25 protein-coding genes, 1 other RNA gene, 2 pseudogenes and 1 riboswitch are annotated in these 24,824 nt (G+C 66.4%); of the genes and pseudogenes, 13 read left to right on the top strand and 15 right to left on the bottom strand.

The window, feature by feature from the left end; all coding sequences use genetic code 11:
- Positions 1-56: 56 nt before the first annotated feature.
- Genes cobC through Q3A80_RS12575 form a run of 5 tightly spaced genes read right to left on the bottom strand, consistent with a single transcriptional unit; the run spans position 57 to position 4,319 of the window.
- Positions 57-641: an alpha-ribazole phosphatase gene (cobC, locus tag Q3A80_RS12595; RefSeq protein WP_446329325.1), complete on the bottom strand. Its 585-nt coding sequence runs from the start codon at positions 639-641 to the stop codon at positions 57-59.
- Entirely contained in the window at positions 626-1,402 is a 777-nt protein-coding gene (locus tag Q3A80_RS12590; protein ID WP_446329324.1) for an adenosylcobinamide-GDP ribazoletransferase, read from the bottom strand. Before Q3A80_RS12590 ends, cobC begins: the two co-directional genes overlap by 16 nt.
- On the bottom strand, positions 1,392-2,456 hold the full coding sequence (gene cobT, locus Q3A80_RS12585; RefSeq protein WP_446329323.1) for a nicotinate-nucleotide--dimethylbenzimidazole phosphoribosyltransferase: 1,065 nt from the start codon (positions 2,454-2,456) through the stop codon (positions 1,392-1,394). Before cobT ends, Q3A80_RS12590 begins: the two co-directional genes overlap by 11 nt.
- Before the next feature lie 52 nt (positions 2,457-2,508).
- Entirely contained in the window at positions 2,509-3,321 is an 813-nt protein-coding gene (locus tag Q3A80_RS12580) for an ABC transporter ATP-binding protein (protein WP_446329322.1), read from the bottom strand.
- The gene (locus Q3A80_RS12575; RefSeq protein ID WP_446329321.1) at positions 3,318-4,319 is read right to left on the bottom strand and encodes a FecCD family ABC transporter permease; all 1,002 of its coding nucleotides are present in this window, start codon (positions 4,317-4,319) and stop codon (positions 3,318-3,320) included. Before Q3A80_RS12575 ends, Q3A80_RS12580 begins: the two co-directional genes overlap by 4 nt.
- A gap of 555 nt (positions 4,320-4,874) precedes the next feature.
- Positions 4,875-5,127, bottom strand: a riboswitch (cobalamin riboswitch).
- Positions 5,128-5,292: 165 nt separating this feature from the next.
- Here Q3A80_RS12575 and Q3A80_RS12570 point away from each other — a divergent pair.
- The 5 genes from Q3A80_RS12570 (at position 5,293) to Q3A80_RS12550 (ending at position 7,703) form a co-directional block, all read left to right on the top strand.
- Positions 5,293-5,643: an ATPase gene (locus tag Q3A80_RS12570; RefSeq protein ID WP_151066143.1), complete on the top strand. Its 351-nt coding sequence runs from the start codon at positions 5,293-5,295 to the stop codon at positions 5,641-5,643.
- Complete coding sequence (locus Q3A80_RS12565; protein ID WP_011885730.1) at positions 5,640-5,954, top strand: cell division protein ZapA; 315 nt, start codon at positions 5,640-5,642, stop codon at positions 5,952-5,954. Before Q3A80_RS12570 ends, Q3A80_RS12565 begins: the two co-directional genes overlap by 4 nt.
- An 80-nt stretch (positions 5,955-6,034) precedes the next feature.
- A non-coding RNA gene (gene ssrS / locus Q3A80_RS12560) (6S RNA) lies at positions 6,035-6,216 on the top strand.
- Between the two features lie 69 nt (positions 6,217-6,285).
- Positions 6,286-6,747, top strand: a complete 462-nt coding sequence (locus tag Q3A80_RS12555; protein ID WP_446329320.1) for an EVE domain-containing protein — start codon at positions 6,286-6,288, stop codon at positions 6,745-6,747.
- Between the two features lie 215 nt (positions 6,748-6,962).
- A complete protein-coding gene (locus Q3A80_RS12550; RefSeq protein ID WP_446329319.1) occupies positions 6,963-7,703 on the top strand; it encodes an SIMPL domain-containing protein in 741 nt (246 codons plus the stop codon).
- A 151-nt stretch (positions 7,704-7,854) separates the two neighbouring features.
- Here Q3A80_RS12550 and lgt read toward each other — a convergent pair whose 3' ends face one another.
- Positions 7,855-8,745: a prolipoprotein diacylglyceryl transferase gene (gene lgt, locus Q3A80_RS12545; protein WP_446329318.1), complete on the bottom strand. Its 891-nt coding sequence runs from the start codon at positions 8,743-8,745 to the stop codon at positions 7,855-7,857.
- A gap of 100 nt (positions 8,746-8,845) precedes the next feature.
- Positions 8,846-9,763, bottom strand: coding sequence for a LysR family transcriptional regulator (locus Q3A80_RS12540; protein ID WP_446329317.1), 918 nt, complete (start codon positions 9,761-9,763; stop codon positions 8,846-8,848).
- A gap of 133 nt (positions 9,764-9,896) precedes the next feature.
- Between Q3A80_RS12540 and ilvD the strand changes: the two genes are divergently transcribed.
- Positions 9,897-11,570 (top strand): dihydroxy-acid dehydratase, encoded by a 1,674-nt coding sequence (gene ilvD, locus Q3A80_RS12535; RefSeq protein ID WP_446329316.1) that lies wholly within the window; start codon positions 9,897-9,899, stop codon positions 11,568-11,570.
- Between the two features lie 124 nt (positions 11,571-11,694).
- Positions 11,695-12,024, top strand: a complete 330-nt coding sequence (locus Q3A80_RS12530; RefSeq protein ID WP_446329315.1) for a c-type cytochrome — start codon at positions 11,695-11,697, stop codon at positions 12,022-12,024.
- Positions 12,025-12,211: 187 nt separating this feature from the next.
- On the opposite strand, the gene Q3A80_RS12525 is transcribed toward Q3A80_RS12530, so the two are convergent.
- Genes Q3A80_RS12525 through Q3A80_RS12515 form a run of 3 tightly spaced genes read right to left on the bottom strand, consistent with a single transcriptional unit; the run spans position 12,212 to position 14,937 of the window.
- Entirely contained in the window at positions 12,212-12,949 is a 738-nt protein-coding gene (locus tag Q3A80_RS12525) for a DUF2486 family protein (protein ID WP_446329314.1), read from the bottom strand.
- Between the two features lie 25 nt (positions 12,950-12,974).
- On the bottom strand, positions 12,975-13,391 hold the full coding sequence (locus Q3A80_RS12520) for a DNA polymerase III subunit chi (protein ID WP_446329313.1): 417 nt from the start codon (positions 13,389-13,391) through the stop codon (positions 12,975-12,977).
- Between the two features lie 34 nt (positions 13,392-13,425).
- Entirely contained in the window at positions 13,426-14,937 is a 1,512-nt protein-coding gene (locus Q3A80_RS12515; protein WP_446329312.1) for a leucyl aminopeptidase, read from the bottom strand.
- A gap of 122 nt (positions 14,938-15,059) precedes the next feature.
- On the opposite strand from Q3A80_RS12515, the gene lptF reads away from it, so the two are divergent.
- The 4 genes and pseudogenes from lptF to Q3A80_RS12495 all read left to right on the top strand — a co-directional run.
- On the top strand, positions 15,060-16,151 hold the full coding sequence (gene lptF, locus Q3A80_RS12510) for an LPS export ABC transporter permease LptF (RefSeq protein ID WP_446329311.1): 1,092 nt from the start codon (positions 15,060-15,062) through the stop codon (positions 16,149-16,151).
- Positions 16,152-16,154: 3 nt separating this feature from the next.
- Positions 16,155-17,303, top strand: a complete 1,149-nt coding sequence (lptG, locus tag Q3A80_RS12505) for an LPS export ABC transporter permease LptG (protein ID WP_446329310.1) — start codon at positions 16,155-16,157, stop codon at positions 17,301-17,303.
- A gap of 25 nt (positions 17,304-17,328) precedes the next feature.
- The gene (locus Q3A80_RS12500; RefSeq protein ID WP_446329309.1) at positions 17,329-17,712 is read left to right on the top strand and encodes a sirohydrochlorin chelatase; all 384 of its coding nucleotides are present in this window, start codon (positions 17,329-17,331) and stop codon (positions 17,710-17,712) included.
- Between the two features lie 12 nt (positions 17,713-17,724).
- Positions 17,725-17,939 (top strand): annotated as a pseudogene (locus Q3A80_RS12495) (phosphate acyltransferase); the annotation flags it as partial.
- A gap of 57 nt (positions 17,940-17,996) precedes the next feature.
- Here the strand turns inward: Q3A80_RS12495 and Q3A80_RS12490 are convergent.
- Positions 17,997-18,219, bottom strand: a pseudogene (locus Q3A80_RS12490) (GNAT family N-acetyltransferase); the annotation flags it as partial.
- Between the two features lie 399 nt (positions 18,220-18,618).
- Here Q3A80_RS12490 and Q3A80_RS12485 point away from each other — a divergent pair.
- Positions 18,619-20,541 carry a hypothetical protein gene (locus tag Q3A80_RS12485; protein WP_446329308.1) on the top strand — a complete coding sequence of 641 codons (1,923 nt, stop codon included), beginning with the start codon at positions 18,619-18,621 and terminating at the stop codon, positions 20,539-20,541.
- A gap of 75 nt (positions 20,542-20,616) precedes the next feature.
- A complete protein-coding gene (locus Q3A80_RS12480; RefSeq protein WP_446329307.1) occupies positions 20,617-21,138 on the top strand; it encodes a hypothetical protein in 522 nt (173 codons plus the stop codon).
- Positions 21,139-21,296: 158 nt separating this feature from the next.
- Here Q3A80_RS12480 and Q3A80_RS12475 read toward each other — a convergent pair whose 3' ends face one another.
- The 4 genes from Q3A80_RS12475 to cysD form a co-directional block, all read right to left on the bottom strand.
- A complete protein-coding gene (locus Q3A80_RS12475; protein ID WP_446329510.1) occupies positions 21,297-21,503 on the bottom strand; it encodes a hypothetical protein in 207 nt (68 codons plus the stop codon).
- 108 nt (positions 21,504-21,611) lie between these two features.
- The gene (gene cobA, locus Q3A80_RS12470) at positions 21,612-22,361 is read right to left on the bottom strand and encodes a uroporphyrinogen-III C-methyltransferase (RefSeq protein ID WP_446329306.1); all 750 of its coding nucleotides are present in this window, start codon (positions 22,359-22,361) and stop codon (positions 21,612-21,614) included.
- A gap of 88 nt (positions 22,362-22,449) precedes the next feature.
- Positions 22,450-23,766: a sulfate adenylyltransferase subunit 1 gene (locus Q3A80_RS12465; RefSeq protein WP_446329305.1), complete on the bottom strand. Its 1,317-nt coding sequence runs from the start codon at positions 23,764-23,766 to the stop codon at positions 22,450-22,452.
- A 22-nt stretch (positions 23,767-23,788) separates the two neighbouring features.
- On the bottom strand, positions 23,789-24,751 hold the full coding sequence (gene cysD, locus Q3A80_RS12460) for a sulfate adenylyltransferase subunit CysD (RefSeq protein WP_446329304.1): 963 nt from the start codon (positions 24,749-24,751) through the stop codon (positions 23,789-23,791).
- Positions 24,752-24,824: the final 73 nt, after the last annotated feature.

Genomic DNA, 24,824 nt, shown 5'->3' with positions numbered 1-24,824 from the left:
CGCGTTCTGATTGCCGGCTTCCTGCGCAGTTGCGCATCAACCGCGCAGGCAATCGCCTACTCGTCCCAGTGCACGACTTCCCATGTGCGTGCGGCACCGTCCATCCGCAACCACACGACGCCGCCCGTCGGCACCGGCCGCGACAGCAGCGTATCGAGCGGCACGCGCAACGCATGCGATGCGAACGCGCGGATCACGCCTGCATGCGTAAGCGCCCATTGCGGCGTGCCGGTGTGCGCGACCGCAGCGGCGATGCGCGCCACGCGCGCGGCGAACCGCGCAACACTTTCGCCGCCATGCGCGCACGCATGCATCAGATCGGCGGCCCATGCATCGAGCGCGGTGCGGTCGATATCGTCCCAGCGCTGCAGTTCCCACGTGCCGAAGTCCATTTCCTGCCAGTCTGCGTGCTGCCGCAACGGCACGTCGAGCGCGTGCGCGAGCCGTGCGGCGACCGACGCGCAGCGCGCAAGCGGGCTCGTCCAGATCAGTTCGGGCGGCGGCGCGCCGAGCATCGCGAGACGCTCGCGCACGTGCTGCGCGCCCGTGTCGGCCGGCGCGACGAGCGGCACGTCGCTGCGGCCGTAGCAGATGCCGCGCTCGACATCGACGGCCGGATGACGAATCAGGACGAGATCCATCCGAGCATCACGAGATAGATCGCCAGTTCACACAACTGTTGCGCGAAGCCGAGACAGTCGCCCGTATAGCCGCCGATCCGCTTCACGAAATAGCGGGCGGCCCATGCACGCGCGAGCGCGAGTGCAACGAAGGCCGCGAGCCCCGCGCGCCAGTCCGGCCAGAACAGCCACGGCAGTCCGAATGCGGCCGCGACCCACGCCGCGCGCGCGCCCATGCGCTGCGCGACCGGTTTCGCCTTGCCCTCGGGACGCACGTAGTCGAGCGACATCAGCAGGCTCACGGCCGCCGCGCGGCTGGCCGCATGCGCGGCGATCATCGTCCACGCGGCGCGCAACGGCGGCATGGCTGCGAGCGCCTGCCATTTCAGCCCGAGCGCGATCACGAGCGCGACCGCGCCGAACGTGCCGATCCGCGAATCGTGCATGATGCGCAGCACGTCGTCGCGCGTGTAGCCGCCGCCGAACGCATCGCAGCTGTCGGCGAGGCCGTCCTCGTGGAACGCGCCGGTCGCGACCAGCGTCGCGGCCATCGACAGCCCGACCGCGATCGATGCGGGCAGCACGCGCAGCGCCGCGAGATAGACGAGCGCGCCCCACGCGCCGACGCATGCGCCGACGAGCGGAAAGTAGCGCGCAGCCTGGTCGAGATCGCCGGCCTCGTGGCCGATCGAGCGCGGCACCGGCACGCGCGTGAAATAGCCGAGTGCGACGAAGAAGTAGCGCAGTTCGGCGCGGATGCCTTGCGCGCGCTCAGGCGTCACGATTGTCGACGCCCGCGGATTCGAAGCTCGCCATCTCGCCGAGGAATGCCGCCGCCGCGCGCACCAGCGGCAGCGCGAGCGCGGCGCCCGTGCCTTCGCCGAGCCGCAGATCGAGCGCGAGCAGCGGCTTCGCGCCGAAATGCTCGAGCATGCGGCGGTGCCCGGCCTCGTGCGACGTATGCGAGAACACGCAGTAGTCGCGCACGCCGGGCGCGATGCGCTCGGCGACGAGCAGCGCGGCCGTCGCGATGAAGCCGTCGACGAGGATCGTCATCCGCTCGCTCGCGGCGGCGAGATACGCGCCCGTCATCATCGCAATCTCGAAGCCGCCGAAGGTCGCGAGCACGTCGAGCGGCGCGATCGCGTGCGAATGCCGGACGAGCGCACGGCCGAGCACCGCGCGCTTGTGCGCGAGCCCCTGGTCGTCGAGGCCCGTGCCGCGTCCGACGCAGGCGTCGATCGGCACGTCGAGCAGGCGGCTCATCAGGCACGCGGCCGACGACGTGTTCGCGATCCCCATCTCACCGAAGCCGATCACGTTCGTGCCGAGCGAGGCGTGCAGGCGCACGCGCGCCGCGCCGGCGGCGAGCGCCGTCTGCGCTTCGTCGCGCGTCATCGCGGGTTCGGCCGCGAAGTTGCGCGTGCCGCGCGCGACCGGCAGCGACACGAGCCGGTCGGACACCGGCAGCGGCGACGCGACGCCCGCATCGACGATTTCGAGCACGCTCTGCGCGACGCCGGAGAACGCATTGATCGCCGCGCCGCCGGCCAGGAAGTTCGCGACCATCTGCGCGGTGACCGACTGCGGATACGGACTCACGCCTTCGGCCGCGATCCCGTGGTCGCCGGCGAACACGATCGTCACGGGACGCTGCACGTGCGGCCGCTCCGTGCGCTGGATCAGGCCGAGCTGCAGCGCGAGCGCCTCGAGCTGGCCGAGACTGCCGGGCGGCTTGGTCTTGTAATCGATCACATGCTGCAGACGCTGGCGCAGCGCGTCGTCGAGCGGCGCGATCGCGGGCGGGAAGTCGGTGTGGGCGGTCGGGTTCGTCATCGGAAGGTTGCCTCGTTGGCGCGGCCGGTGCCGCGCATCGAAAGAAGAAGAGTCATCGCCGCTCGGGCCATGCGGGCAGCAGCGCGTCGCGGCCGTTCTCGCTGATCAGCACGAGCGGATAGCCGAACGCATCGCTCGCGCGCGCGGGCGTCAGCACGTCGTGCACGGGGCCGGCCCATGCGTGGCCGCGGCCGTCGAGCAGCAGCGCGTGTGTCGCGAAACGCCGCGCGAGATTCAGGTCGTGGCACGAGAACAGCACCGTGCGCGCGCCCGCATCGACCCACGCACCGAGCGCAGTGAGCGCGTCGATCTGGTGATGCAGGTCAAGGTGAGCGAGCGGTTCGTCGAGCAGCATCAGCGGCGCGTCCTGGCACAGCGTCGCGGCCAGCGCGACGCGCTGCCGCTCGCCGCCCGACAGCGACAGCACATCGCGCGACGCGAGTGCGCCGAGTCCGAACGTCGCGAGCGCGTCGCGCGCGGCCGCGCGGTCGCCGTCGCGCTCCCAGCCCCACCCACCGAGATACGGAAAGCGGTTGAGCAGCACCGTGTCGAATACGGTCGCGCTGAACGCGTCGTGCAATTGCTGCGGCATCAGCGCACGGCGCCGTGCGAGCGCATCGGCCGGCCATTCGGCAAGCGGCCGGCCGCCGATTTCGACGTGACCGCCGGCCGGCCGCTGCAGGCCCGCGAGCGTCTCGAGCAGCGTCGTCTTGCCCGCGCCGTTCGGCCCCGCGACACACCAGATCTCGCCGGGCCGGAACGTTTGCGTGAAGCCGTCGAGCAGCGTCCGCTCGCCGGCCTTCAGTGTCAGGCCGACCGCTGCATGATTCATGTCGCCGGCGGTGTCCGGTGCGGCGTGCGTCATCGCATCGGCCTCCTCAGCAACATCCACAGGAACACCGGCACGCCGACGAGCGCGGTCATCACGCCGACCGGCAATTGCGCGGGCGCGATCGCGGTGCGCGCGAGCAGGTCGGCGGCCATCACGCCGCCGCCGCCCGCCAGCATCGCGGCCGGCAGCAGCATGCGCTGGTCGTTGCCGAATGCCAGCCGCAGCGCATGCGGCACGACGAGGCCGACGAAGCCGATCGTGCCGGCCGTCGTCACCGCGGCCGCGGCCGCGAGCGACGCGACGAGGTAGATCCGCACGCGCAAGCGCGCGACCGGCACGCCGAGCGCGAGCGCGGTCGCGTTGCCGCGCAGCAGCACGTTCAGTTGCGGCGCCGCCGGCAGCGCGACGCACGCGGCCAGCAACAGCGCGCCCCATGCGAACCACGGCGCCGTCACGCCGTTCAGGTCGCCCGTCAGCCAGAAGATGATGCCGCGCAGCCGCGCATCGGGGGCGAGCGACAGCAGCAGCGTGACGAGCGCGCCCCACCCGGCCGCGATCACGACGCCCGTCAGCAGCAGCCGCGGCGATGCGTCGCGCGAATCGCCGCGCCACAGCTCGCGGCGCGCGAGCCCGAGCACGAGCGCGACCGACACGAGCGCGCCGGCGAACGCGGATGCGTCGACGAGCCACCATGCGGCGCCCGCGATCATCGCGACGAGCGCGAAGCCGGCCGCGCCGCCGGACACGCCGAGCACGTACGGCTCCGCGAGCGGATTGCGCAGCAGCACCTGCAGCAGCGCACCGGCCAGCGCGAGCAGCGCGCCGCACGCGAAGCCCGCGAGCGCGCGCGGCAAGCGCAGCGTGCGCACGATGTCGGCGAACAGCGCATCGCCGCCGCCGTGCGGCACGAGCGACGCGAGCGCCTGCCACGGCGACGTCGGCACGCTGCCGATCGACAGCGACGCGACGAACAGCAACGCGGCCACCGCCGCGAGCACGGCCCAGATCGCGGCGGCGCGCGCGGCGCTCATGCGGTGCACGGCGTCGTGCGCGACGCGCGACGCTGCGGCTCGTCGTCGCCGGCCGGACGCGGCACGGGCGTCGCGCGACGGCGTGTGGTGGGCATACGCAAGCTCGTCATCCTCGTTGGGCAGGGGTTGATGCGCGCACGGCGAACCGTGACGCGGCGATGGCGTCGCGCGGCAGTGTCGGCGATCGCGTTTCCGCCGGGACGCAGTGTCGCGCGGCCGGCGTTCTGCGCAATATAGTGGAAGCCGCCGAATCGGGTCGATCGGCAGCGTGGCTGCGCGACCATCCGGCACGGTCAGCGCGGCAACCGCGACTTCCGGCGCCGAATGCGCGCCGGCGCGCACCGCAGCCAATCGATGCGCCTCGACGGCATACGGCAGCGCCGATCCGCACGAACCGGCGGCCGCGGCAGTCCGCGCGGCGGCGAGCGGCACACGGCGGCGCCGAGCGGCGGCATGCACCGGGTGCGGCGCGCACGATTGGGGTCAGCATCGAAGACGGGTCCCGTGAAGCACTGCGCGCCCCGCTTCCCCGCAGGCCGCGCGTCATGAAGCCCGTGCAGGCTCCCCGCCTCGGCCGGTATCCGGGCTGGCGGCGTACCGGCTCGCCTTCCCGCGCGTGGACGCGCAGTGGCCCGCGCCCGCGTGCGAACCTGCACGCGAAACGCGCCCGAGCCGGCCTGCGTCGGGCGACGCGGCCGCTTACCGTTGCGGGGGCAGCGCAGGTTGGCGATCTCCTGGCGGAGCACGCGTCCTGCTTCCCGTTTAACCGCGCGACATGCGCGCGAGCACCGAGGCGGCGCCAGTTTAGGAGCGGGCCGCGCGAGCGTCAAGAACGCGTCGAAACGCACGCGCGACCCATGCCGGACACGCATATTCGCGGCAAGAAGCCGGGGTGTTACGACTGGAAACGTTACAGATGTCGGAATGCGCGTTATTCCGCGCTAAAATGCTGGGTCTTTAGAGGACGCAGCAGATGCTCAACGAACTCGAAACCTTATCTCAAAATATTGGCCGTTTGATCTCGCTGAACAAGCGCTATCACTCGGAACGGCTCGCGCTCGAGGAGCAGGTCGCGCAAATGCGCGCGGAAGCGGACACCGTCCGTGCGGAACTCGAGCAGCTCCGCGACGAACGCAATGCGCTTGCGGCCGAGCGCGACACGCTGTCGGCGAAGATCGACGACGCGCAGGTCAAACTGAACGCGATTCTCGAAAAGCTGCCGCGCACGAAGAGCGCGGAGCAAGCCGACAACCAGCTCGATCTGCTGGATGCGCAGGCGCGCACGGATAGCGACGACGCGGCCAGCCACGGAGAACATGCATGAGCACCAAGCAGATCGAAGTCTCGATTCTCGGTCAGCCGTATCGGCTCGCCTGTTCGGCCGAAACCGAAGCGGCGCTGCTCGAGGCCGTCGCGCGCGTCGATGCCGAAATGTCGAAAATCCGCGCGAACAGCTCGGTGCGCGGCACCGATCGCATCGCGGTGATGGCCGCGCTGTCGCTCGCGTCCGAATTGCTGCGGCTGCAAACGAGCGTGCGGCACGGTGAAGCATTTCCGGCGGAAGAAATCCGTCGTACAATGCACCAGATGAACGAACAGCTCGGCGCGGTGCTCGCACAGCACGAGACGCAGTAACGTTTGATCGATGCGTCGATTCCCCTTGATCTCGGCGATCAACGGTGGTCAAATTGGCGCAACGAAACACAGTTCAGTCAGCTTCCCTGCCTGGTTCGCCAAGGTCATATATTCCTTGAACCAATGCCATGTGCACGGTTGCGGAAATTTGTAGCACGGGCGCGCGCGTCACTCTGTCTGATGTACCCGAAGTGCTGCTAACTGCGACCAATTCTGAACCTCAGGTTCAGGATGCCGGCCTAGCGGCCAAGGCGGGGGCCTATCCAACGGCATCGGGAAGTCCCGATGCCGTTTCCTTTTGCAGCAGCCCTTTCTGCGTCGATTACGATCCATGCAATACTGGCTGATGAAGTCCGAACCGGACGAAGCAAGCATCGACGATCTCGCGCATGCGCCGCAGCAATCGCTGCCATGGACAGGCGTGCGCAATTATCAGGCGCGCAATTTCATGCGCGACACGATGAAGATCGGCGACGGCGTGCTGTTCTATCACTCGAGCTGCCCCGAACCGGGCATCGCAGGCCTCGCGGAAGTGTCGTCGACGCCGTACCCCGACCCGACGCAGTTCGATCCGAACAGCCCGTACTACGATCCGAAGTCGACGCAGGAAGCACCGCGCTGGCTGCTCGTCGACGTGCGCTTCGTGAAAAAGTCGCCGCTCGTGCCGCTCGCCGCGCTACGCGAACACGACGAACTTGCCGACATGCGCGTGCTCGCGCGCGGCAACCGGCTGTCGATCACGCCGGTCACGCGCGCCGAATGGCGCTTCATCACCGAAAAGCTGATGAAGTAGGCGCACGACGCGCACGCAGCAGACGCGCGCAGCAGGTGCACGCCAAACGTCAAATCCAGTCAACACGCGCGGCCATCACGGAACTCGGAGCGCGTTCGCGCAGCCTAAGCAACCGCTGTCGCCCGATCGGGCCGGCGGCCGTTTTTTCGTCGCGCGGTACGCCCGCGTCGCGCACGCGCGATCCGCGTGCGCGCCCTCGCACAAGGAGTCCAACAATGACCAAGAAATCCGCACTCGCGCTGTCGCTCGCCCTCGCCGCCGCCGTGCCCGTCGCGCTGACGCTCGCGTCGCCGGCCGCGCACGCGCAGACCGCGAACCCGCATTTCCCCGAGCCGGCCGGCGTGCTGTCGCTGTCGTCGCAGGCCAGCGCCGACGTGCCGCAGGACATCATCCACATCACGCTGTTCTACGAGCAGCAGGCGAAGGATCCGGGCAGCCTGACGTCCGCGCTGAACCAGCGCGCCGATGCGGCGCTCGCGCAGGCGAAGGGCGTGTCGGGCGTCACCGCGCACACCGGTGCGTTCTCGGTGTATCCGAGCACCGATCGCGACGGCAAGATCTCCGCGTGGCGCGGCCGGATCGAAGTCGTGCTCGAATCGCGCGATTTCGCCGCGGCGTCGAAGCTCGCGGGCCAGCTGTCGAACCAGATGCAGGTCGCGAACGTCGAGTTCTCGCTGTCGCCGGAAGCGCAGCGCGCGGCCGAGCAGAAGCTCACGACGGAAGCGATCAAGTCGTTCCGCGCGCGTGCCGACGAAGCCGCGAAGGCGTTCGGCTACAGCAGCTATTCGATCCGCGACGTGAACGTCGGCGGCGGCCGCAACGTGCAGCCGTACCCGCGCATGATGGCAATGGCCGCGGCGCCGATGGACAGCGCGAAGATGAGCGCGCCGATCTCGGTCGAAGGCGGCAAGGCGACCGTGTCGGTCACGGTCAACGGTTCGGTGCAGATGAAGTAACGCGCGTCGCGCCACCAGGCGCCAGATGCGAAAACGCCGGCCCTCGGGCCGGCGTTTTGCGTTTGCGATTCAGCGCTCGATGCGCGCGCGGAACCTGCGCATCGGCATCGCGTCATGCATCACGGCACACGGCGCGCGTCACGCAACCGCATCACGCCACCGCATTCACCGCGCGGCGGCGATACGCCCACACCAGCAGCGCGATGCCCGCGAGAATCATCGGCAGCGACAGCCACTGCCCCATCGACAGGCCGAGTGCGAGCAGGCCGAGGAAGTCGTCCGGTTCGCGCGCGAATTCGACCGTGAAGCGCGCGAGCCCGTAGCCGATCAGGAACAGCGCGGACACCGCGCCCATCGGCCGCGGCTTGCGCGCGAAGAAGAACAGCACGAAGAACAGCGCAATGCCTTCGAGCGCGATTTCATAGAGCTGCGAAGGATGGCGCGGCAGCATCTGGTACTGCATGAACACGTCGGCCAGATGCCACTTCTCGACCAGCGCCGGATGCTTCGGCAGCCATGCCGCATCGTCGCGCATCGCGCCCGGGAACAGCATCGCCCACGGCGCGTTCGGATCGGTCACGCGGCCCCACAGCTCGCCGTTGATGAAGTTGCCGAGGCGGCCGGCCGCAAGCCCCGTCGGCACCATCGGCGCGACGAAATCGGTGACCTGCAGCCAATGGCGCTTGCGCTGCCACGCGAACAGCACCATCGCGAGCGTGACGCCGAGGAAGCCGCCGTGGAACGACATCCCGCCCTCCCACACCTTGAACACGTCGAGCGGATGCGAGAAGTAAAAGTCGGCCTTGTAGAACAGCACATAGCCGAGCCGGCCGCCGAGCACGGTGCCGAGCACGCCGTAGAACATCATGTCGTCGATGTCCTTCACGGTCCAGCCCTGCGCCGCGACATGCGGCAGCTTCAGGCGGATCCGGCCGACGACGATCGCCGCGATGAAGCCGACGAGATACATGAGGCCGTACCAGCGCACGGCCAGCGGCCCGAGATGGATCGCTACGGGGTCGAAATTCGGGTGAATGATCATGGGTTAGCGATGAAGTTTTCGAATGCGGTACGACGCTCGCACGGCGCCGCACCGCGCATTGGACGGCGCCGGCGTGCCATCGTTCGCGCCGTCGTTCGCGTCAAGCGGCCACACCGTGCGCGCGCACGACGTCGATGAAGCCCGCGAGCACGGGGCTCACGTCGCCGGTGCGCCACACGAGGCCCGTCTCGACGACCGGCGCGTCGCCGGCGAGCGGCCGGTAGACCACGCCGGTGCGCCGCAGGTTACGCAGCGACTGCGGCACCAGTGCGACACCCATGCCGGCCGACACGAGGCTGACGATCGTCTGCATCTGGATCGCCTCCTGGCCGATGCGCGGGGTTTGCCCCGCTGCGCCGTAGCAGCCCGTAATGATGTCATAAAAGCCGGGCGCCAAACGACGCGGGAAGATCACGAGCGGCAGCGCGGCCAGCTCGGCCAGATGCACGGGTTCGTTTTCGGGCACGTCGGGCGCCGCGGCCGCCGGCATCGCGACCACCAGCGGCTCGCGCACGACCGGCAGGTACGACAGCCCGGCCGCATGGCGCGGCGGCACCGGCGGAATCACGAGCCCCGCGTCGATGCGGCCCGCGACCAGTTCGTCGATCTGCACGTCGCTCGTCGCCTCCGCGAGCTGCAGCCGCACCTGCGGATAGCGCGCGCCGAACGCGCGCAGCAGCGACGGCAGCAGCCCGTAATCGGCGCTCGACACGAACGCGAGCGACAGCGAGCCGGCCTCGCCGCGCGCGAGCCGCCGTGCGAGCGGCGGCAGCGCGTCGGCCGACGCGAGCAGCCGGCGCACGTCGGGCAGCAGCGCGGCGCCGACCGCAGTCAGCGCGACCGAGCGCTTCGTGCGCGCGAACAGCGCGACGCCGAGCGCGTCTTCCAGCGCGCGAATCGCCTGCGACAGCGGCGGCTGCGTCATCGACAGCCGCTCGGCCGCGCGCCCGAAATGGCGCTCGTCGGCAACGGTCACGAAATAGCGCCACTGGCGCAGGTCGGGCGTCGGATCGGCCATTTACTCATTCGAAAAACGACTTAATAAGCCACAAATAATATATTGGACATCCCAAACCGGAAACTCCATTCTTGATCGATCCATCCGGCGCGCCGTTCGCGCCGGCGTCGCCACAACAACGATGGAGCTCCCCATGTCCTACAACCGCCGCTCTAGAAACATCACGCAAGGCGTCGCGCGTTCGCCGAACCGCTCGATGTATTACGCCCTCGGCTACCAGAAGGACGATTTCGACAAGCCGATGATCGGCATCGCGAACGGCCACTCGACGATCACACCGTGCAATTCGGGCCTGCAGCGGCTGTCGGACGCGGCCGTCGCGGCGGTGAAGGCGGCCGACGCGAACCCGCAGATCTTCGGCACGCCGACGATCTCCGACGGCATGTCGATGGGCACCGAAGGGATGAAGTACTCGCTGGTGTCGCGCGAAGTGATCGCCGACTGCATCGAGACCTGCGTGCAGGGGCAGTGGATGGACGGCGTGGTGGTGGTCGGCGGCTGCGACAAGAACATGCCGGGCGGGATGATCGCGCTCGCGCGCCTGAACGTGCCGGGCATCTACGTGTACGGCGGCACGATCCGCCCGGGGCACTGGAAGGGGCGCGACCTGACGATCGTGTCGTCGTTCGAGGCGGTCGGCGAGTTCACCGCGGGCCGGATGTCCCAGGAGGATTTCGAAGGGGTCGAGAAGAACGCGTGCCCGACGTCGGGCTCGTGCGGCGGCATGTACACCGCGAACACGATGAGTTCGTCGTTCGAGGCGCTCGGCATGTCGCTGATGTATTCGTCGACGATGGCGAATCCCGATCAGGAGAAGGTCGATTCGGCCGCCGAGTCGGCGCGCGTGCTGGTCGAAGCCGTGAAGCGCGACCTGAAGCCGCGCGACATCATCACGAAGGAGTCGATCGAGAACGCGGTGTCGCTGATCATGGCGACCGGCGGCTCGACCAACGCGGTGCTGCACTATCTCGCGATCGCGCACGCGGCCGAGGTCGACTGGACGATCGACGACTTCGAGCGCATCCGCAAGCGCGTGCCGGTGATCTGCGACCTGAAGCCGTCGGGCCAGTACGTCGCGACCGACCTGCACCGGGCCGGCGGCATCCCGCAGGTTCTGCGGATCCTGCTCGACGCGGGGCTGCTGCACGGCAACTGCATCACGATCACCGGCCGCACCATTGCCGAGGAGCTGAAGGACGTGCCGGGCGTGCCGCGCGCGGATCAGAACGTGATCTTTCCGATCGATCGCGCGCTGTACAAGGAAGGCCATCTCGCGATCCTGAAGGGCAATCTCGCCGAAGACGGCGCGGTCGCGAAAATCACCGGTTTGAAGAATCCGGTCATCACCGGCCCGGCGCGCGTGTTCGACGACGAGCAAAGCGCGATGGACGCGATCCTCGGTGACAGGATCCGCGCGGGCGACGTGCTGGTGCTGCGCTATCTCGGCCCGCAAGGCGGCCCCGGGATGCCGGAAATGCTCGCGCCGACGTCGGCGATCATCGGCAAGGGGCTCGGCGAATCGGTCGGGTTCATCACGGACGGCCGTTTCTCGGGCGGCACGTGGGGCATGGTGGTCGGCCACGTCGCGCCCGAAGCGTTCGTCGGCGGCACGATCGCGCTCGTGCAGGAAGGCGATTCGATCACGATCGATGCGCACCGGCTGGTGCTGCAACTGAACGTCGACGACGCGGAGCTCGCGCGCCGCCGCGCAGCGTGGAAGCAGCCGGCCCCGCGCTACACGCGCGGCGTGCTCGCGAAGTACGCGGCCCTCGCGCGTCCGGCGAACAAGGGCGCGGTCACGGGCTGACGACGATCGTGGGCATATGGCCCCATTGCGGACGGCCGCCGGGGCAACGCGCAAAACGTGCGTTGCCTTTGCTCTTATAATGCGCGGACCGTGAAGCCGGCCGTCTCCGCCGGCGGAGAACCGCATGAAACAGACGATATTGCGCGCGCTGCTCGTCGCGCTGCTGACCGGCAGCGCGGCCGCCGCGCATGCCGACCTGGCCCGCGACGGGCTCGCGCTCGCGCAGCGCAAGAACTGCATGGCGTGCCATGCGGTCGGCAAGCCGTTGATGGGCCCGTCGTTCCACGACATCGCCGGCAAGTACGCGGCGCGTGCCGACGGCGTCGATTACCTCGCGCAATCGATCGTCAAGGGCAGTGTCGGGGTGTGGGGCGGCGTGCCGATGCCCGCCAATACGCAGCTGACGAGCGCCGAAGCGCATACGCTCGCGCAGTGGGTGCTGTCGCTGCATTGAAAAACGGGGAACCCGGTAGGCGCCGGTGCGGACTGCCGGCGCTCGAGACCGGCGACCATCCCGCAACACACGCGGCAAGCGCGCGTCACTCAGACCGCAGGCGAATCGCACCCACCACGCCGATCGCATCGAGCACGCGCACGACGGTCGTCATCCCTGCGGCACCCGGGCCACCACGGCCGCGCGCTCAGCCCGAATGACCGGTCCGGCGGCGCGCGATTTCTTCGTCGACCGCGTCGCGAACCCACTCCATCACTTCCGTTTCGAGCGCCAGCGCGACTTCGCGCGTGATCTGGCCGACGAGCCACGCCGTATGGTCGTGCAGCGCATCGCGGCAGCGCGCTTCGATTGCCTCGCGCCCTTCCCCGGTCAGATAGTTCGTGAGCCGATTGCGCAGACGCTCGGCGATATGCTGCGCATCCTCCGGCGTCAGCCCCGCAGCCGCAGCCGCGTGCGACACACCGCCGGTGAGATGATCGGTGACCAGCGTGTCGGCAGCCGGCGCGGCTTCCCGGCGCCGCATCGTGTCGTCGTCGACCGGCGCCGCGGCGACGCCCTGATGCTCGGGATCCTCGGCGGCGAGCGCGGACGCCAGTGGCGCCAGCGCGGCTGCCGACTCCTCCGCGACGACATGCCCGGCCGCACCGGGTTGCGCCGGCGCGTCGCTGTCGCCGGGCAGTTCGACGGCCGGCACGTGCGGCGTCGGCACCGGCTCGACCACGACGAATTCAGGGTCGGTTCCGGTGTGCTCGGACGCAGCCGTTCCAGCGGCCGCGCGGCCCGGCGCGACCACGTCGGTCAGCACCGGAATGGCGGCATCGTCGCGCGGCGGCGCATCGGCCGCGGACGAACGCGCCGGCACCGGCTTGCCCGGCACCAGCACGTCGGTCAGCGTCGGGATCGAAGGGGATTCGGGTTGTGTCACGGGAATGCTCCGTCGACGGTTGCGGCTAGCCGCCCTGCTTGTAATTGTTCAGCGCGTAGCCGCGATCGCGGTAGAAGCGGTAGCGGTCGCGGCCCGCGGCGAGTTCGTCCGGCGCGTTGCCGACCACTTCGAGCAGGCGCTCGAAACGGGCGAACTGCGCGGGCACGGTCGCGCCGAGGTTCAGCAGCACCTGATGATGCGGCGCCTGGTCGAGATCCGCGGTCAGCACGATCGGCGTGCCGGCCGCGTGCGCGCTGTCGGCGCCGCAGTGCGGGATGAAATCGAGCGGCGAGAACGTCCAGAGCCGCTCGTCGAGCACGCGCAGGCGCGCGGGCTCCGCGAGCACGACGACCGGCTGCCCGGCCTGATAGGCCTTGCGCAGCAGCCGGCATGCGTACGTGAGCGAATCGCCGACGTTCGAATGGAAATCGATTCGCGTCATTGCCCGCTTGCCCGCATCGTCGTGAACCCTGCCATCACTGGCCGGCGCGGTCGATCAGGAATTGCGCGAGCAGCGGCACCGGACGGCCGGTCGCGCCCTTCGCCGCGCCGCCCTTCCATGCGGTGCCGGCGATGTCCAGGTGCGCCCACGGGTAGCTCTCGGTGAAACGCGACAGGAAGCACGCGGCCGTCACCGCACCGGCCGGACGCCCGCCGATGTTCGCGATGTCCGCGAAGTTCGACTTCAGCTGATCCTGGTACTCGTCGTCGAGCGGCATGCGCCACGCCGGATCGTTCGCTTCGCGCGATGCGTCGAGCAGTTCGCCCGCGAGCGCATCGTCCTTCGAGAACAGGCCGCTGTTGTGCGCGCCGAGCGCGATCACGCACGCGCCCGTCAGCGTCGCGACGTCGATCACCGCAGCCGGCTTGAAGCGTTCCGCATACGTGAGCGCGTCGCACAGGATCAGGCGGCCTTCGGCGTCGGTGTTCAGCACCTCGATCGTCAGCCCCTTCATGCTGGTGACGATGTCGCCCGGCTTCGTCGCGTTGCCGCCCGGCATGTTCTCGCAGGTCGGCACGATCGCGACGACGTTGATCTTCAGGCCCATTTCGGCGACCGCACGCATCGTGCCGAGCACCGAGCCGGCGCCGCACATGTCGTACTTCATCTCGTCCATCCCCTCGCCCGGCTTCAGCGAGATGCCGCCCGTGTCGAACGTGATGCCCTTGCCGACCAGCACGATCGGCGCGGCCTTCGCGGCGGCGCCCTGGTAGTGCAGCACGATGAACTGCGGCGGCTCGACCGACGCGCGCGCGACCGACAGGAACGAACCCATCTTCAGCGCCTGGATCTGCTTCAGGCCCAGTACCTCGGCCTTCAGACCCCAATCCTTCGCGATCTTCTTCGCGGTGTTGCCGAGATAGGTCGGCGTGCACACGTTGCCCGGCAGGTTGCCGAGGTCGCGCGTGAGATCCATCCCGTTCGCCAGCGCGACGGCCTGCTTGACCGCCAGCTTCGCCGCCTTTTCGTCGGCCGGGTCGACACTGAACACGATGCGCTTGAGCGTATGCGACGCCGGCTCCGGCTTGCTCTTCATCTGCGTGAAGCGGTACGTCTCGTTGCGCAGCGCGAGGATCGCCGCGCGCACGCCCCAGTCGGAGCCGCGCTCGTCGACCGGCAGCTGCGCGAGCGAGAACGTGACCTGGACGACCTTGGTCGCGAGCAGCGCGCGCCACGCGGCCGTCACCGCATCGTTGTAGGCTTTCTGATTGAAAGCATCCTGCTTGCCGAGGCCGACCAGCAGCACGCGCGATGCGCCGATGCCCGAGACCTCGTGCAGGAACAGCGTCTTGCCGCGCTTGCCGTCCATGTCGCCGGCCTTCACCACGCGCGAGATGAGCCCCTTGGTGGCCGTGTCGATGTCGAGCGCCGCACCGGAGAGGGTCTGCGCCTCGAAGATGCCGAGCACGATGCAGTCGGACTTCCCGGTCAGGAACCCCTTGGCCTCGCCTTTGCTCCAATCACAGCCTTTTATGCTAAAGTCCATCGCGCTTGTCCTCGGATAAAATCTGGGCTAAGGATGAAAGCCGCAATTATCCGCTATTTTTCCCGTGGCGGCGCGAGCGCTCCACCACGCGTGCGCAGCCTCCCGCCCTCTTCTCATCAAGAATGATCTTCGAACGCTCCCTCCAGCGCGAGCTTGCGTATACGGCTGGCGCCGTGTTCATGGTGCTGCTCACGATCATGCTCACGACGATGATGATCCGCATCGTCGGCTATGCCGCGTCCGGCGAAATCGATCCGCGCGACGTGCTCGTGCTGATCGGCCTGACCGTGATCGGCTATCTCGCCGTGATGCTCGTCGTCACGCTGTTCGTGTCGATCCTGTTCGTGCTGACCCGGTGGTACCGGGACTCCGAAATGGTCGTGTGGCTCGCGTCGGGCGTGAGCCTCACGCGCCTGATCAAGCCGATCGGCGTGTTCGCGACGCCGATCGTCCTGCTGATCGCGTTCTTCGCGTTCGTCGGCTGGCCGTGGTCGAACCAGCAGAGCAAGATGATCAAGGCGCGCTTCCAGCAGCGCGACGAAATCTCGCTGCTCGCGCCGGGCCAGTTCCGCGAATCGGCGTCGAACCACCGCGTGTTCTTCATCGAAAAGATGTCGCCGGACCAGAGCAAGGTCCAGAACGTGTTCGTCACGTCGACCGAGAACGGCAAGGTCAACGTCGTCGTGTCGCACACGGGCCATACCGAGACCCGCGACGGCGACCGCTTCGTCGTGCTGGAAGACGGCCGCCGCTACGACGGCACGCCCGGCCAGCCGAACTTCAAGATCATGGAGTTCCAGCGCTACGGCGTGAAGATCACGAGCACGCCGGTCACCAACGTGCCGACCACCAACAGCACGTCGACGCCCGACCTGCTGCGCAATCCGACGCGCGACAACCTCGCGGAATTCGCATGGCGCGCGGGGCTGCCGCTGATCGCGCTCAACCTGATGGTGCTCGGCATCCCGCTGTCGTACCAGAACCCGCGCCGCAGCCGCACGATCAACCTCGTGATGGCCGTGCTGATCTACCTCACCTATTCGAACCTGCTGAACGTCGTGCAGGCACAGATCGAACAGGGCAAGATGTCGTTCGGCGTCGGCCTCGTCGGCCTGCACGTGATCGTCGCGGCGATCGTCGCGTTCATCTTCTGGTTGCGCGTGCGCAATCGTCCGCTGTTTACACGCGCGCTGTTCGGCCGCTCGGGAGCATGATCGATGCGGCTCTATGAAAAATACTTCGCGCGGCAGATCTACGTCACGTTCGTCTTCATCCTGTTCGCGTTCTCGGGCCTGTTCTTCTTCTTCGACCTGATCAGCGAACTGAACTCGGTCGGGCACGGCAACTACAAGTTCGGCTACGCGGTGCTGCGCGTCGCGCTGCAGACGCCGTCGCGCTTCTACGAGATCATCCCGGTCGCCGCGCTGATCAGCGCGATCTACGTGTTCGCGCAGATGGCCGCAAACTCGGAATTCACGATCTTCCGCGTATCGGGCCTCGCGACCAACCAGGCGCTGCGCTCGCTGCTGAAGATCGGCGTTCCGCTCGTGATCGTCACGTACCTGATCGGCGAATTCGTCGGCCCGTACGCCGATCAATTGTCCGAACGCGTGCGGCTGCAGGCGCTCGGCGCGTCGGTGTCGTCGAACTTCCAGTCGGGCGTGTGGGTGAAGGACACGCTCGCGGCCCGCGAGAACGGCGAGCAGGTCACGCGCTTCGTCAACGTCGGCAGCCTGTCGCCCGATGCGACGATCAGCAACGTGCGCATCTACGAGTTCGACTCGAAATTCCAGCTGCAGAACGTGCGGATCGCGCAGACGGGCCGCTACGAGCCGCCCGGCCACTGGCTGCTCAAGGGCGTGACGGAAACCGAACTGACGCCGATCAAGCCGGTCGGCGGCGAGCCGGCCGACGCGCTGAACCCCGTGTACCGGTCGCAGCAGGTGACGCTGCCCGAATACCGGCTGCGCTCGGACCTGACGCCGCAGATCCTGTCGGTGCTGCTCGTGTCGCCGGAACGCATGTCGCTGATCAACCTGTTCCGCTACATCCAGCACTTGCGCGAGAATCAGCAGGACACGCAGCGCTACGACATCGCGCTGTGGCGCAAGCTGCTCTACCCGTTCGCGGTGTTCGTGATGCTCGTGCTGTCGCTGCCGTTCGCGTATCTGCATACGCGCGCCGGCGTGGTCGGCGTGAAGGTGTTCGGCGGCATCATGCTCGGGATGAGCTTCCAGCTGCTGAACACGCTGTTCTCGCACATCGGCACGCTGAACACGTGGCCGGCGCCGCTGACCGCGGCCACGCCGGGCCTCATCTATCTCGCGCTCGGCCTGTTCGCGCTGAAGTGGGTCGACCGGCACTGAGCGCCGTCACGACGGAGGGTTCGACATGAGTTCGCATGGCATCGTCCTGTTCGGCCACGGCGCGCGCGATCCGCGCTGGGCCGAGCCGTTCGAGCGGCTGGCCGCGCGGTTGCGCGGCGCCGGCGCAGCCGCGCCGCACGTGTCGCTCGCGTTCCTCGAACTGATGACGCCGTCGCTCGACACGGCCGTCGCCGCGCAGGTCGCGGCCGGCTGCACGCGCATCACCGTGGTGCCCGTGTTCTTCGGCCAGGGCGGCCATGTCCGCCGCGACCTGCCGCAGCTCGTCGACGCGTGCCGCGCCGCGCATCCGGGCGTCGACATCCGGTGCGCGACGGCCGTCGGCGAGGACGACGGCGTGCTCGACGCGATCGCGCGCTATTGCGTCGACCAGCTCGGCGGCGACGCGTAGGCGCGCTTTCCGGGCGCGGCGAACCTGCTCGCGTGCCCGAACGTCGATGCGGGGAATATTGCATACCACCTGCTGAAGACCGAGGCCGGCAGCAACGTCGCGGTCGGACCGTTCCTGCCGGGGGCAATGCGCCGGTGAACATTCTGACGTCGAGCGCGACCGTGCGGCGGATCGTGAACATGACCGCGCTGACGGTGATCGAGGCGAATCGCGGTTCGGCGGGTTGAGCGCGGTTGATGTCATTGCTTTCTCGAGGCGGCCAGCCGCCGCCACACTCGCCGCGATCACCCCAGCTCGAACGACGTCACGCCGAACACGCGATCGATCGCAATCGCGGGCGCGTCCTTCGTATGCATCCGCGCGGTTTCGAAAACGCTCGACATACCGTGCCGTTCCGCCAGCGCGCAATCCCGTGGCAACACCAGCGTCATCGGCGAAGAGCGGACCGATCTTGCAGCCTTCCTTGCAGCGACGCACGACACCGTATCCGGCGATACGTCCGGCGTCGGCGATGACATTTCAAAAGCTTTGGAAGGCAATTTGGAAGATTGGTGAGATTTGTGTCCAATTAGTATTCGTTTGTTGAAAATATAATCGCGCCGCCGATAATAAATTATGCACAAGAACGAAACCCGGGGCCGCATCTTCCTTATTTCAAAAACTCAACTTCCGTGTTATGCCAGGCTGCGGATGCGGAATCACGCATGCCGCGTGCTTTATATCCCTGCAGCCGCCGTTACCATCGGGAGAATTTACTTCCAGAATTACGAACCCGTTACTTCCTCGTCCGCGACCGGAAAATTTCTAACATTTGCCATTGCAATTTCTCATCAACCCCTCGGGACGGTGCAGGGAAACATGTTTGCGGTTTAAATCGTATGCAAGCTTATCGAAAAGGAAAGAATCGTGTCCAACAACACTCTTCCAGAAGATCAGTCATCGGCCTACGTATCGCAATGGGTATATATCCAAAGCGCGCTAACCGACAACCAAAACAATCCCTACGTGATGACAGCAGTCATCGACGAGCAGAATGGGACGAACGGCGTCGTCCTGTCTCCGCTGCAGGTCCAAACGCCGACGCAACTCTGGCAGATTACAGCCGACGGGCGACTCTTGTCCGCGGCCGATGGAACTCTTGTCGCGATGCTCGGGCAAAACTACGAGTCAGGATCCGGGCAATACATCGTGCTGGCTCCATCGCCGGCACAGACCGACGACTCGCTGCAATGGGTCTATAACGGCGATGGCCAACTGAGATTCATCAATTGTGCGAATGGCCATGTATTGAACGTGGCCGGGGGATATGCAAGCAACAATCCTCCGGTCATTGCATATCCGATCGAGAATCCAATCCCACCGAACGATCAATGGACAATCAGCCCGGCGTGTCCACTTGATGTCATTCTGGCGCAGCCTTCCGTACCATTTCCTGCGTTCAGCGGCGATCAGGCAATCGCGTATTCGGACATCAATACCCTGCTCGACGTTACGGATATCCGTAGCGAGTATGTAAATCTGAATTCACCGTTCAGTAATTGGCAAGTCACGATTCAGACTGCCTCATGTCCGAGCAATGTTCAGCCGGCGGATTGGCAAACAGTTACGTCTCAGGTGAGTCGCGAGCTAACCGCGGTTGTCGCCATCAACAAACTTTTCAGTAATTTCAACGAGTATCAGGGTGAGCTATTTTCCGTAAAGCACGCGCAGTTGACCCAACTCGGAACGGATGCAGGCATGGAGCAAGGAACCACGACGGGGGGGCTGGGCCTGGCCGTATTCGAAGGGGTCATGTACACGTCCCTCGAGATGATGGGACCGGTAGGTGCCGTGCTAGGCAATCTGATGATGGCTGGCATCAATATCGGTCTGGCCGCGACTGATGATACGTCGATTTCGCCCGATCCATTTCAGGTGGCGTATTCCGCTCTCCTCGCCGAGCTAATGAAAAACTTCAATGCCCTGGCAACCATCACAGGAAATATGCAAACGGCAATCCTCACTGATTGGGGCAAGATGAGCGCCACCTATGCCGATATTCTCTTGACGGCAGGACCGAACTCGTTGTCATGGCCTCCCCTGCTGACTGCGGATATGATAGCTAGTTCACTGCCCGGATACACCATTGCATCGATGCAGATGCTGCTGCCGGCGAAATATCAGATCTATCAGATCGAGGAAACCAACGGCTCGCCAATACCCGATGTGCCGTCATATGCGCAGTGGGTACAGTGGGAAGCATGGAGCGAACTGCTCAAAAGCAACGTCTGGAAAAAATACTGGATTGCAGATTCTTCGAATGTAAATGCGTATCCGTCGCAAGAGGCGATGAACGACGTGTGGGAGGCCAACACTTCCGCATCAGATTTTTATCAGGGATTGTCAGGATGGGGTTTCGCCCGAAGCTACCCATTTAATATGGGAACCTTGCCTGGTGTGGATGCGAATGGATTGGTTATCACCATTACCAATCTGACAGCCAACCCGCTCACCGTGAACGCATGTCCCGACAACGGGCAAGGTGTAACGATCAATGGTCCCTCGTCTGAAATCCTGCAACCTTACGGAAGTGTTTCGTTTATCGGATATTACACAGACGGCCTCGCGATCGATATCACTGTCATCGACCAGAATTTGCGCGGCGGTCCGGGTCAGGTCGCCTCGCTCACTGCCCATCAGCATCTCTGCGTCATGGAAGCCGGAGACGTATGGGTAGACGGGAAAACGCAAAATTCGGGTTATCAACTGACGACTCCGATCTGCAATTCCGGATCATTTGCAAATGGATGTCCAGGTGTGGTTCAGGTCGGAATATTTTATGGACAATAAACCGGATTACGGCATGACAAACCGTAAATAATCTAGCGCACTTTAACGCGAAGCCGCAGAGAACAGGATGACATCATGGACTCCAATTCGGTAACCTTGTCAATAGACAGCCCATATACCATCTCGAGCATCAACTATATCGACAATTCCCTCGTCGTCAGCGCCAACCAAAATCACGATCCTGCTCCCGAAATTCCTCCACCGGTGAACAATGTGTGGACGCTCACGTTGAACTCCGATCGGGACAACACCTCGCCCGTCGCAACGAGCTTCAATAATATTGCCGGCGGCGCTTCCCATGCATATACGCCCCTCAATTGGTCGCTCGGCGGCGCTCCTGGCGCCCTCAATTTTTATTTTGGCGTCAACATTTCCATTGGCTCTGAAACGATCGTCGTATATCTCGGCCAGGGGCAGTGGGGTGCAGCTCATTACAACTGGTGGATTGGCAGCAGTGCGCTCGTCATTCAAAGCTATCTGATCCCCGGTAACGGGGAGCAACCCCCGATGCTCGGGTTCGCCCCGCAGATGGAGGTAGACGGTACCCGGTTCGCCCTGCAGGGAAAGTCGGACAGCTCGTTCCATCTATCCGTCTGACCTGCACGCTCGATCATCAAAAAAGAAAGCCCGGCACTCTGCCGGGCCCAGGCTGCTGAGGAACCCAAGTTTTTCGAAGCGTGGGGTTTTGTCTTTCTGGAATCAGGGTTGCAGACTCGCCGCAAGCGTGCGGTCGAATCTGCCGGGCAAGCGGCTCATCAGGCGCAGCAGGATGCGTACGAATCGCCAATCGGAGCCCGTCGGCCCGCTTTTTCTTCCTCCGCGCCAGCAGCAGCCACCTTCTCGCGGATGAATTCGAAATCCACCGCCGCGTCGATCTGGCGCAGCAGGTGGTCCTTCGGCACGAACTCCTCCAGCGTCACCATTTCGAGTTTGTGCTGCGTGGGCGTCGGTTTCTTCAGCATCCTGCTATCAAAAAACAAAACCCTCGCGTTTGGCGAGGGTTTGTCGGCAGTCTGAAGCGCCGGCATCAGCCAGCGCCTTTTTCGTTTGGGACCGCGGTCAGGCCGCGCTCAGGCGGCATTGCGCAATGCATTCTCCGCCTGTGCCTGCCCTGCGCGCTCGGCGAATGCATCGCCGATCATCAGCAGGCTCGGTTCCGCCGGATCGAGCCACGCCTGCGCATCGCCGGCCGCCATCTGCGCGAGCGTGAGCGTCAGCGTGCGTTCGCGTGCGGTGCTGCAGGCCTCGACGATCGCCACCGGCGTCGCGGGCGCCCGGCCGGCGTCGATCAGTTCCTGCGCGATACCGGGCGCGCTGTCGCGGCCCATGTAATAGACGATCGAATCGGCGCGGGCGGCCTCGCGGATCTCGTCGCTGCCCGGTGCGCGGCTGTGCGTCGCGAACGCGACACTGCGCGACACGCCGCGCAGCGTCAGCGAGCGCTTGAGCGACGCCGCGCCGGCCAGCGCCGCGGTGATGCCCGGCACGACCTCGAACGCGATCCCGGCCGCTTCTAGCGCGCGCATTTCCTCTTCCGCGCGGCCGAACAGCATCGGATCGCCGCCCTTCAGCCGCACGACGCATGCGTGCTCGCGCGCCGCGTCGACGATCTGCTTGTTGATGAAGTGCTGCGCGGTCGAGCGCTGCCCGCAGCGCTTGCCGACCGCGATCTTGCGCGCGTTCGGCGCGTAGTCGAGCATCGCGGGTTCGACGAGCGCGTCGTGCAGCACCACGTCGGCCTGCTCGAGCAGCCGCATGCCGCGCACCGTGATGAGATCCGCGGCACCCGGCCCTGCTCCGATCAGATACACCTTGCCCATGTTTGTCGCTTCGCTAGTCCTGCTCGTGCGAACGGCGCCCGGCGCGCGCCGCCGTCATGGCGGCGGCGCCGGACGCCGGTCATGCCGGTTACGCCGAGAACGCGCGGATCATGCCCGCGGCGACCGTGTGGTGCGTCGCCTCGTCGATCAGCACGAACGCGCCCGTGCCCGGATGCGCATCGTACGTGTCGCAGACGATCGGCTTCTGCAGCGTCAGCGCCACGCGGCCGATGTCGTTCATCTTCAGTTCCTGGCGGTCGGTCGCGTGCGACAGCGTATGCACGTCGAGCACTTCCTTGACCGCGCCGATCTTCGCGAACACCGTGCTGGTGGTCTGCTTCAGCAGGTACTTGCGCTGCGGCGACAGCGGCGTCTCGTCGAACCAGCACAGGTCCGCCTCGAGCTTCTTCGCCGGCTCGACCGGCTCGGCGGTCGTCACGAACATGTCGCCGCGCGACACGTCGACGTCTTCCTCCAAGCGAATCGTCACCGTCTGGCCCGCGAACGCGTGCGGGACGGCCGCGGTGCCGCCCGGCACCGGCGCGACGATCTCGGCGACCGTCGCGGTGCGGTTCGACGGCAGCACGACGATCGCATCGCCGACCTTCACTTCGCCCGACTCGATCCGGCCCATGTAGCCGCGGAAATCGTCGGCCGAGCTGCCGTCCTGGCGCGCGACCCACTGCACCGGAAAGCGCAGCGCGTCATGCGCCTGCGTCTCGACCGGCAGCGATTCGAGCACGTCGAGCAGCGGCTCGCCCGCGTACCACGGCATGCGCTCGCTCGCGCCGACGATGTTGTCGCCCTTCAGCGCCGACACCGGCACGAAGCGCACGTCGTTCAGGCCGAGCTGCTTCGCGAGCGCGACATACGCGTCGCGGATCTCGTTGAAGCGCGCTTCGCTGTAGTCGACGAGGTCCATCTTGTTGATCGCGACGATCACGTGCTGCAACGCGAGCAGCTTCACGATCGCGCTGTGGCGCTTGGTTTGCGGCAGCAGTTGCGCGACGCCGTTCTCGACCGTCACGCGCGTCGCGTCGACGAGGATGATCGCCGCGTGCGCGGTCGACGCGCCCGTCACCATGTTGCGCGTGTACTGCTCGTGGCCCGGCGTGTCGGCGATGATGAACTTGCGCTTCGCGGTCGCGAAATAGCGGTACGCGACGTCGATCGTGATGCCCTGCTCGCGCTCGGCTTCGAGCCCGTCCGTCAGCAGCGCGAGGTCGATCTCGTCGCCGACGGTGCGCTTGTTCTTCGCGCGCGACAGCGCGGACAGCTGGTCGGACAGCACGGCCTTGCTGTCGTACAGCAGGCGGCCGATCAGCGTGCTCTTGCCGTCGTCGACGCTGCCCGCGGTGATGAAACGCAGCACGCCGAGGTCTTCGGTGTTCTCGATGATGCTCATGATGTGAATGTCCTCGTGTGCTTCAGAAATAACCTTGCTTCTTGCGCTGTTCCATCGCGGCTTCGGACGCCTGGTCGTCCATCCGGGTCGCGCCGCGTTCGGTGATCTCGGTCACCGCCGTCTCGGCGATGATCTTCTCGACGTCGTCCGCGTCGCTCGCCACCGGGCACGTGCAGCTGATGTCGCCGACGGTGCGGAAGCGAACCTGCGCGATCTCGCTCGTCTCGCCTTCACGCATCGGCGTGAGCGGCGTGACCGGCACGAGCAGCCCGTTGCGGCGCACGATCTCGCGCTGGTGCGCGTAGTAGATCGACGGCAGTTCGAGGTTTTCGCGCGCGATGTACTGCCACACGTCGAGTTCCGTCCAGTTCGAGATCGGGAACACGCGCAGGTGCTCGCCGTTGTGCAGGCGCGCGTTGTACAGGCTCCACAGTTCCGGGCGCTGCGCCTTCGGATCCCACTGGCCGAATTCGTCGCGGAACGAGAAGATCCGCTCCTTCGCACGCGCCTTCTCTTCGTCGCGGCGCGCGCCGCCGATCAGCGCCGTGTAGCCGTGCTGTTCGATCGTCTCGAGCAGCGTGACGGCCTGCGCGGCGTTGCGCGAATCGGTTTCGCGGCGCAGCACGACCGTGCCGCGCTTGATCGAATCCTCGACGTGGCCGACCACCAGCTCGGCGCCGAGCTCCGCCGCGCGGCGATCGCGGAAGTCGATCACTTCCTCGTAGTTGTGGCCCGTATCGATGTGCACGAGCGGGAACGGCAGCGTCGTCTTGCGGTTCGCGCCGAGACCGAACGCCTTCAGTGCCAGGTGCAGCACGACGACCGAGTCCTTGCCGCCCGAGAACAACAGCGCCGGCTTGCTGCACTCGGCGACCAGTTCGCGCAGGATGTGGATCGACTCGGCTTCGAGCCAGTCGAGGTGGCCCATGCGGTTGTCGGCACCGGTGGGCGGGGCAAAGGCGGATTGCTCGAGCGTCGTGCTCATGATTTCAGTCCTTCTCTTCTGGGTTCGTGCCGCCCGCTGTCGCAGGCGGCGCAATATTCGGTTTCTTGTCGGC

This window comes from Burkholderia sp. SR8 (assembly GCF_052851275.1).
This window is presented reverse-complemented; position numbering and strand designations above follow the sequence as displayed.

Coding starts and splice junctions, on each gene's coding strand:
- lptG (WP_446329310.1), top strand. CDS start 16,155: ATGCGGCTCTATGAAAAATACTTCGCGCGGCAGATCTACGTCACGTTC.
- Q3A80_RS12520 (WP_446329313.1), bottom strand. CDS start 13,391: ATGACGCGAATCGATTTCCATTCGAACGTCGGCGATTCGCTCACGTAC.
- cobT (WP_446329323.1), bottom strand. CDS start 2,456: ATGACGAACCCGACCGCCCACACCGACTTCCCGCCCGCGATCGCGCCG.
- Q3A80_RS12540 (WP_446329317.1), bottom strand. CDS start 9,763: ATGGCCGATCCGACGCCCGACCTGCGCCAGTGGCGCTATTTCGTGACC.
- cobA (WP_446329306.1), bottom strand. CDS start 22,361: ATGGGCAAGGTGTATCTGATCGGAGCAGGGCCGGGTGCCGCGGATCTC.
- Q3A80_RS12575 (WP_446329321.1), bottom strand. CDS start 4,319: ATGAGCGCCGCGCGCGCCGCCGCGATCTGGGCCGTGCTCGCGGCGGTG.
- Q3A80_RS12500 (WP_446329309.1), top strand. CDS start 17,329: ATGAGTTCGCATGGCATCGTCCTGTTCGGCCACGGCGCGCGCGATCCG.
- Q3A80_RS12475 (WP_446329510.1), bottom strand. CDS start 21,503: ATGCTGAAGAAACCGACGCCCACGCAGCACAAACTCGAAATGGTGACG.
- Q3A80_RS12515 (WP_446329312.1), bottom strand. CDS start 14,937: ATGGACTTTAGCATAAAAGGCTGTGATTGGAGCAAAGGCGAGGCCAAG.
- Q3A80_RS12480 (WP_446329307.1), top strand. CDS start 20,617: ATGGACTCCAATTCGGTAACCTTGTCAATAGACAGCCCATATACCATC.
- ilvD (WP_446329316.1), top strand. CDS start 9,897: ATGTCCTACAACCGCCGCTCTAGAAACATCACGCAAGGCGTCGCGCGT.
- Q3A80_RS12555 (WP_446329320.1), top strand. CDS start 6,286: ATGCAATACTGGCTGATGAAGTCCGAACCGGACGAAGCAAGCATCGAC.
- Q3A80_RS12565 (WP_011885730.1), top strand. CDS start 5,640: ATGAGCACCAAGCAGATCGAAGTCTCGATTCTCGGTCAGCCGTATCGG.
- cysD (WP_446329304.1), bottom strand. CDS start 24,751: ATGAGCACGACGCTCGAGCAATCCGCCTTTGCCCCGCCCACCGGTGCC.
- Q3A80_RS12530 (WP_446329315.1), top strand. CDS start 11,695: ATGAAACAGACGATATTGCGCGCGCTGCTCGTCGCGCTGCTGACCGGC.
- Q3A80_RS12580 (WP_446329322.1), bottom strand. CDS start 3,321: ATGACGCACGCCGCACCGGACACCGCCGGCGACATGAATCATGCAGCG.
- Q3A80_RS12465 (WP_446329305.1), bottom strand. CDS start 23,766: ATGAGCATCATCGAGAACACCGAAGACCTCGGCGTGCTGCGTTTCATC.
- lgt (WP_446329318.1), bottom strand. CDS start 8,745: ATGATCATTCACCCGAATTTCGACCCCGTAGCGATCCATCTCGGGCCG.
- lptF (WP_446329311.1), top strand. CDS start 15,060: ATGATCTTCGAACGCTCCCTCCAGCGCGAGCTTGCGTATACGGCTGGC.
- cobC (WP_446329325.1), bottom strand. CDS start 641: ATGGATCTCGTCCTGATTCGTCATCCGGCCGTCGATGTCGAGCGCGGC.
- Q3A80_RS12550 (WP_446329319.1), top strand. CDS start 6,963: ATGACCAAGAAATCCGCACTCGCGCTGTCGCTCGCCCTCGCCGCCGCC.
- Q3A80_RS12570 (WP_151066143.1), top strand. CDS start 5,293: ATGCTCAACGAACTCGAAACCTTATCTCAAAATATTGGCCGTTTGATC.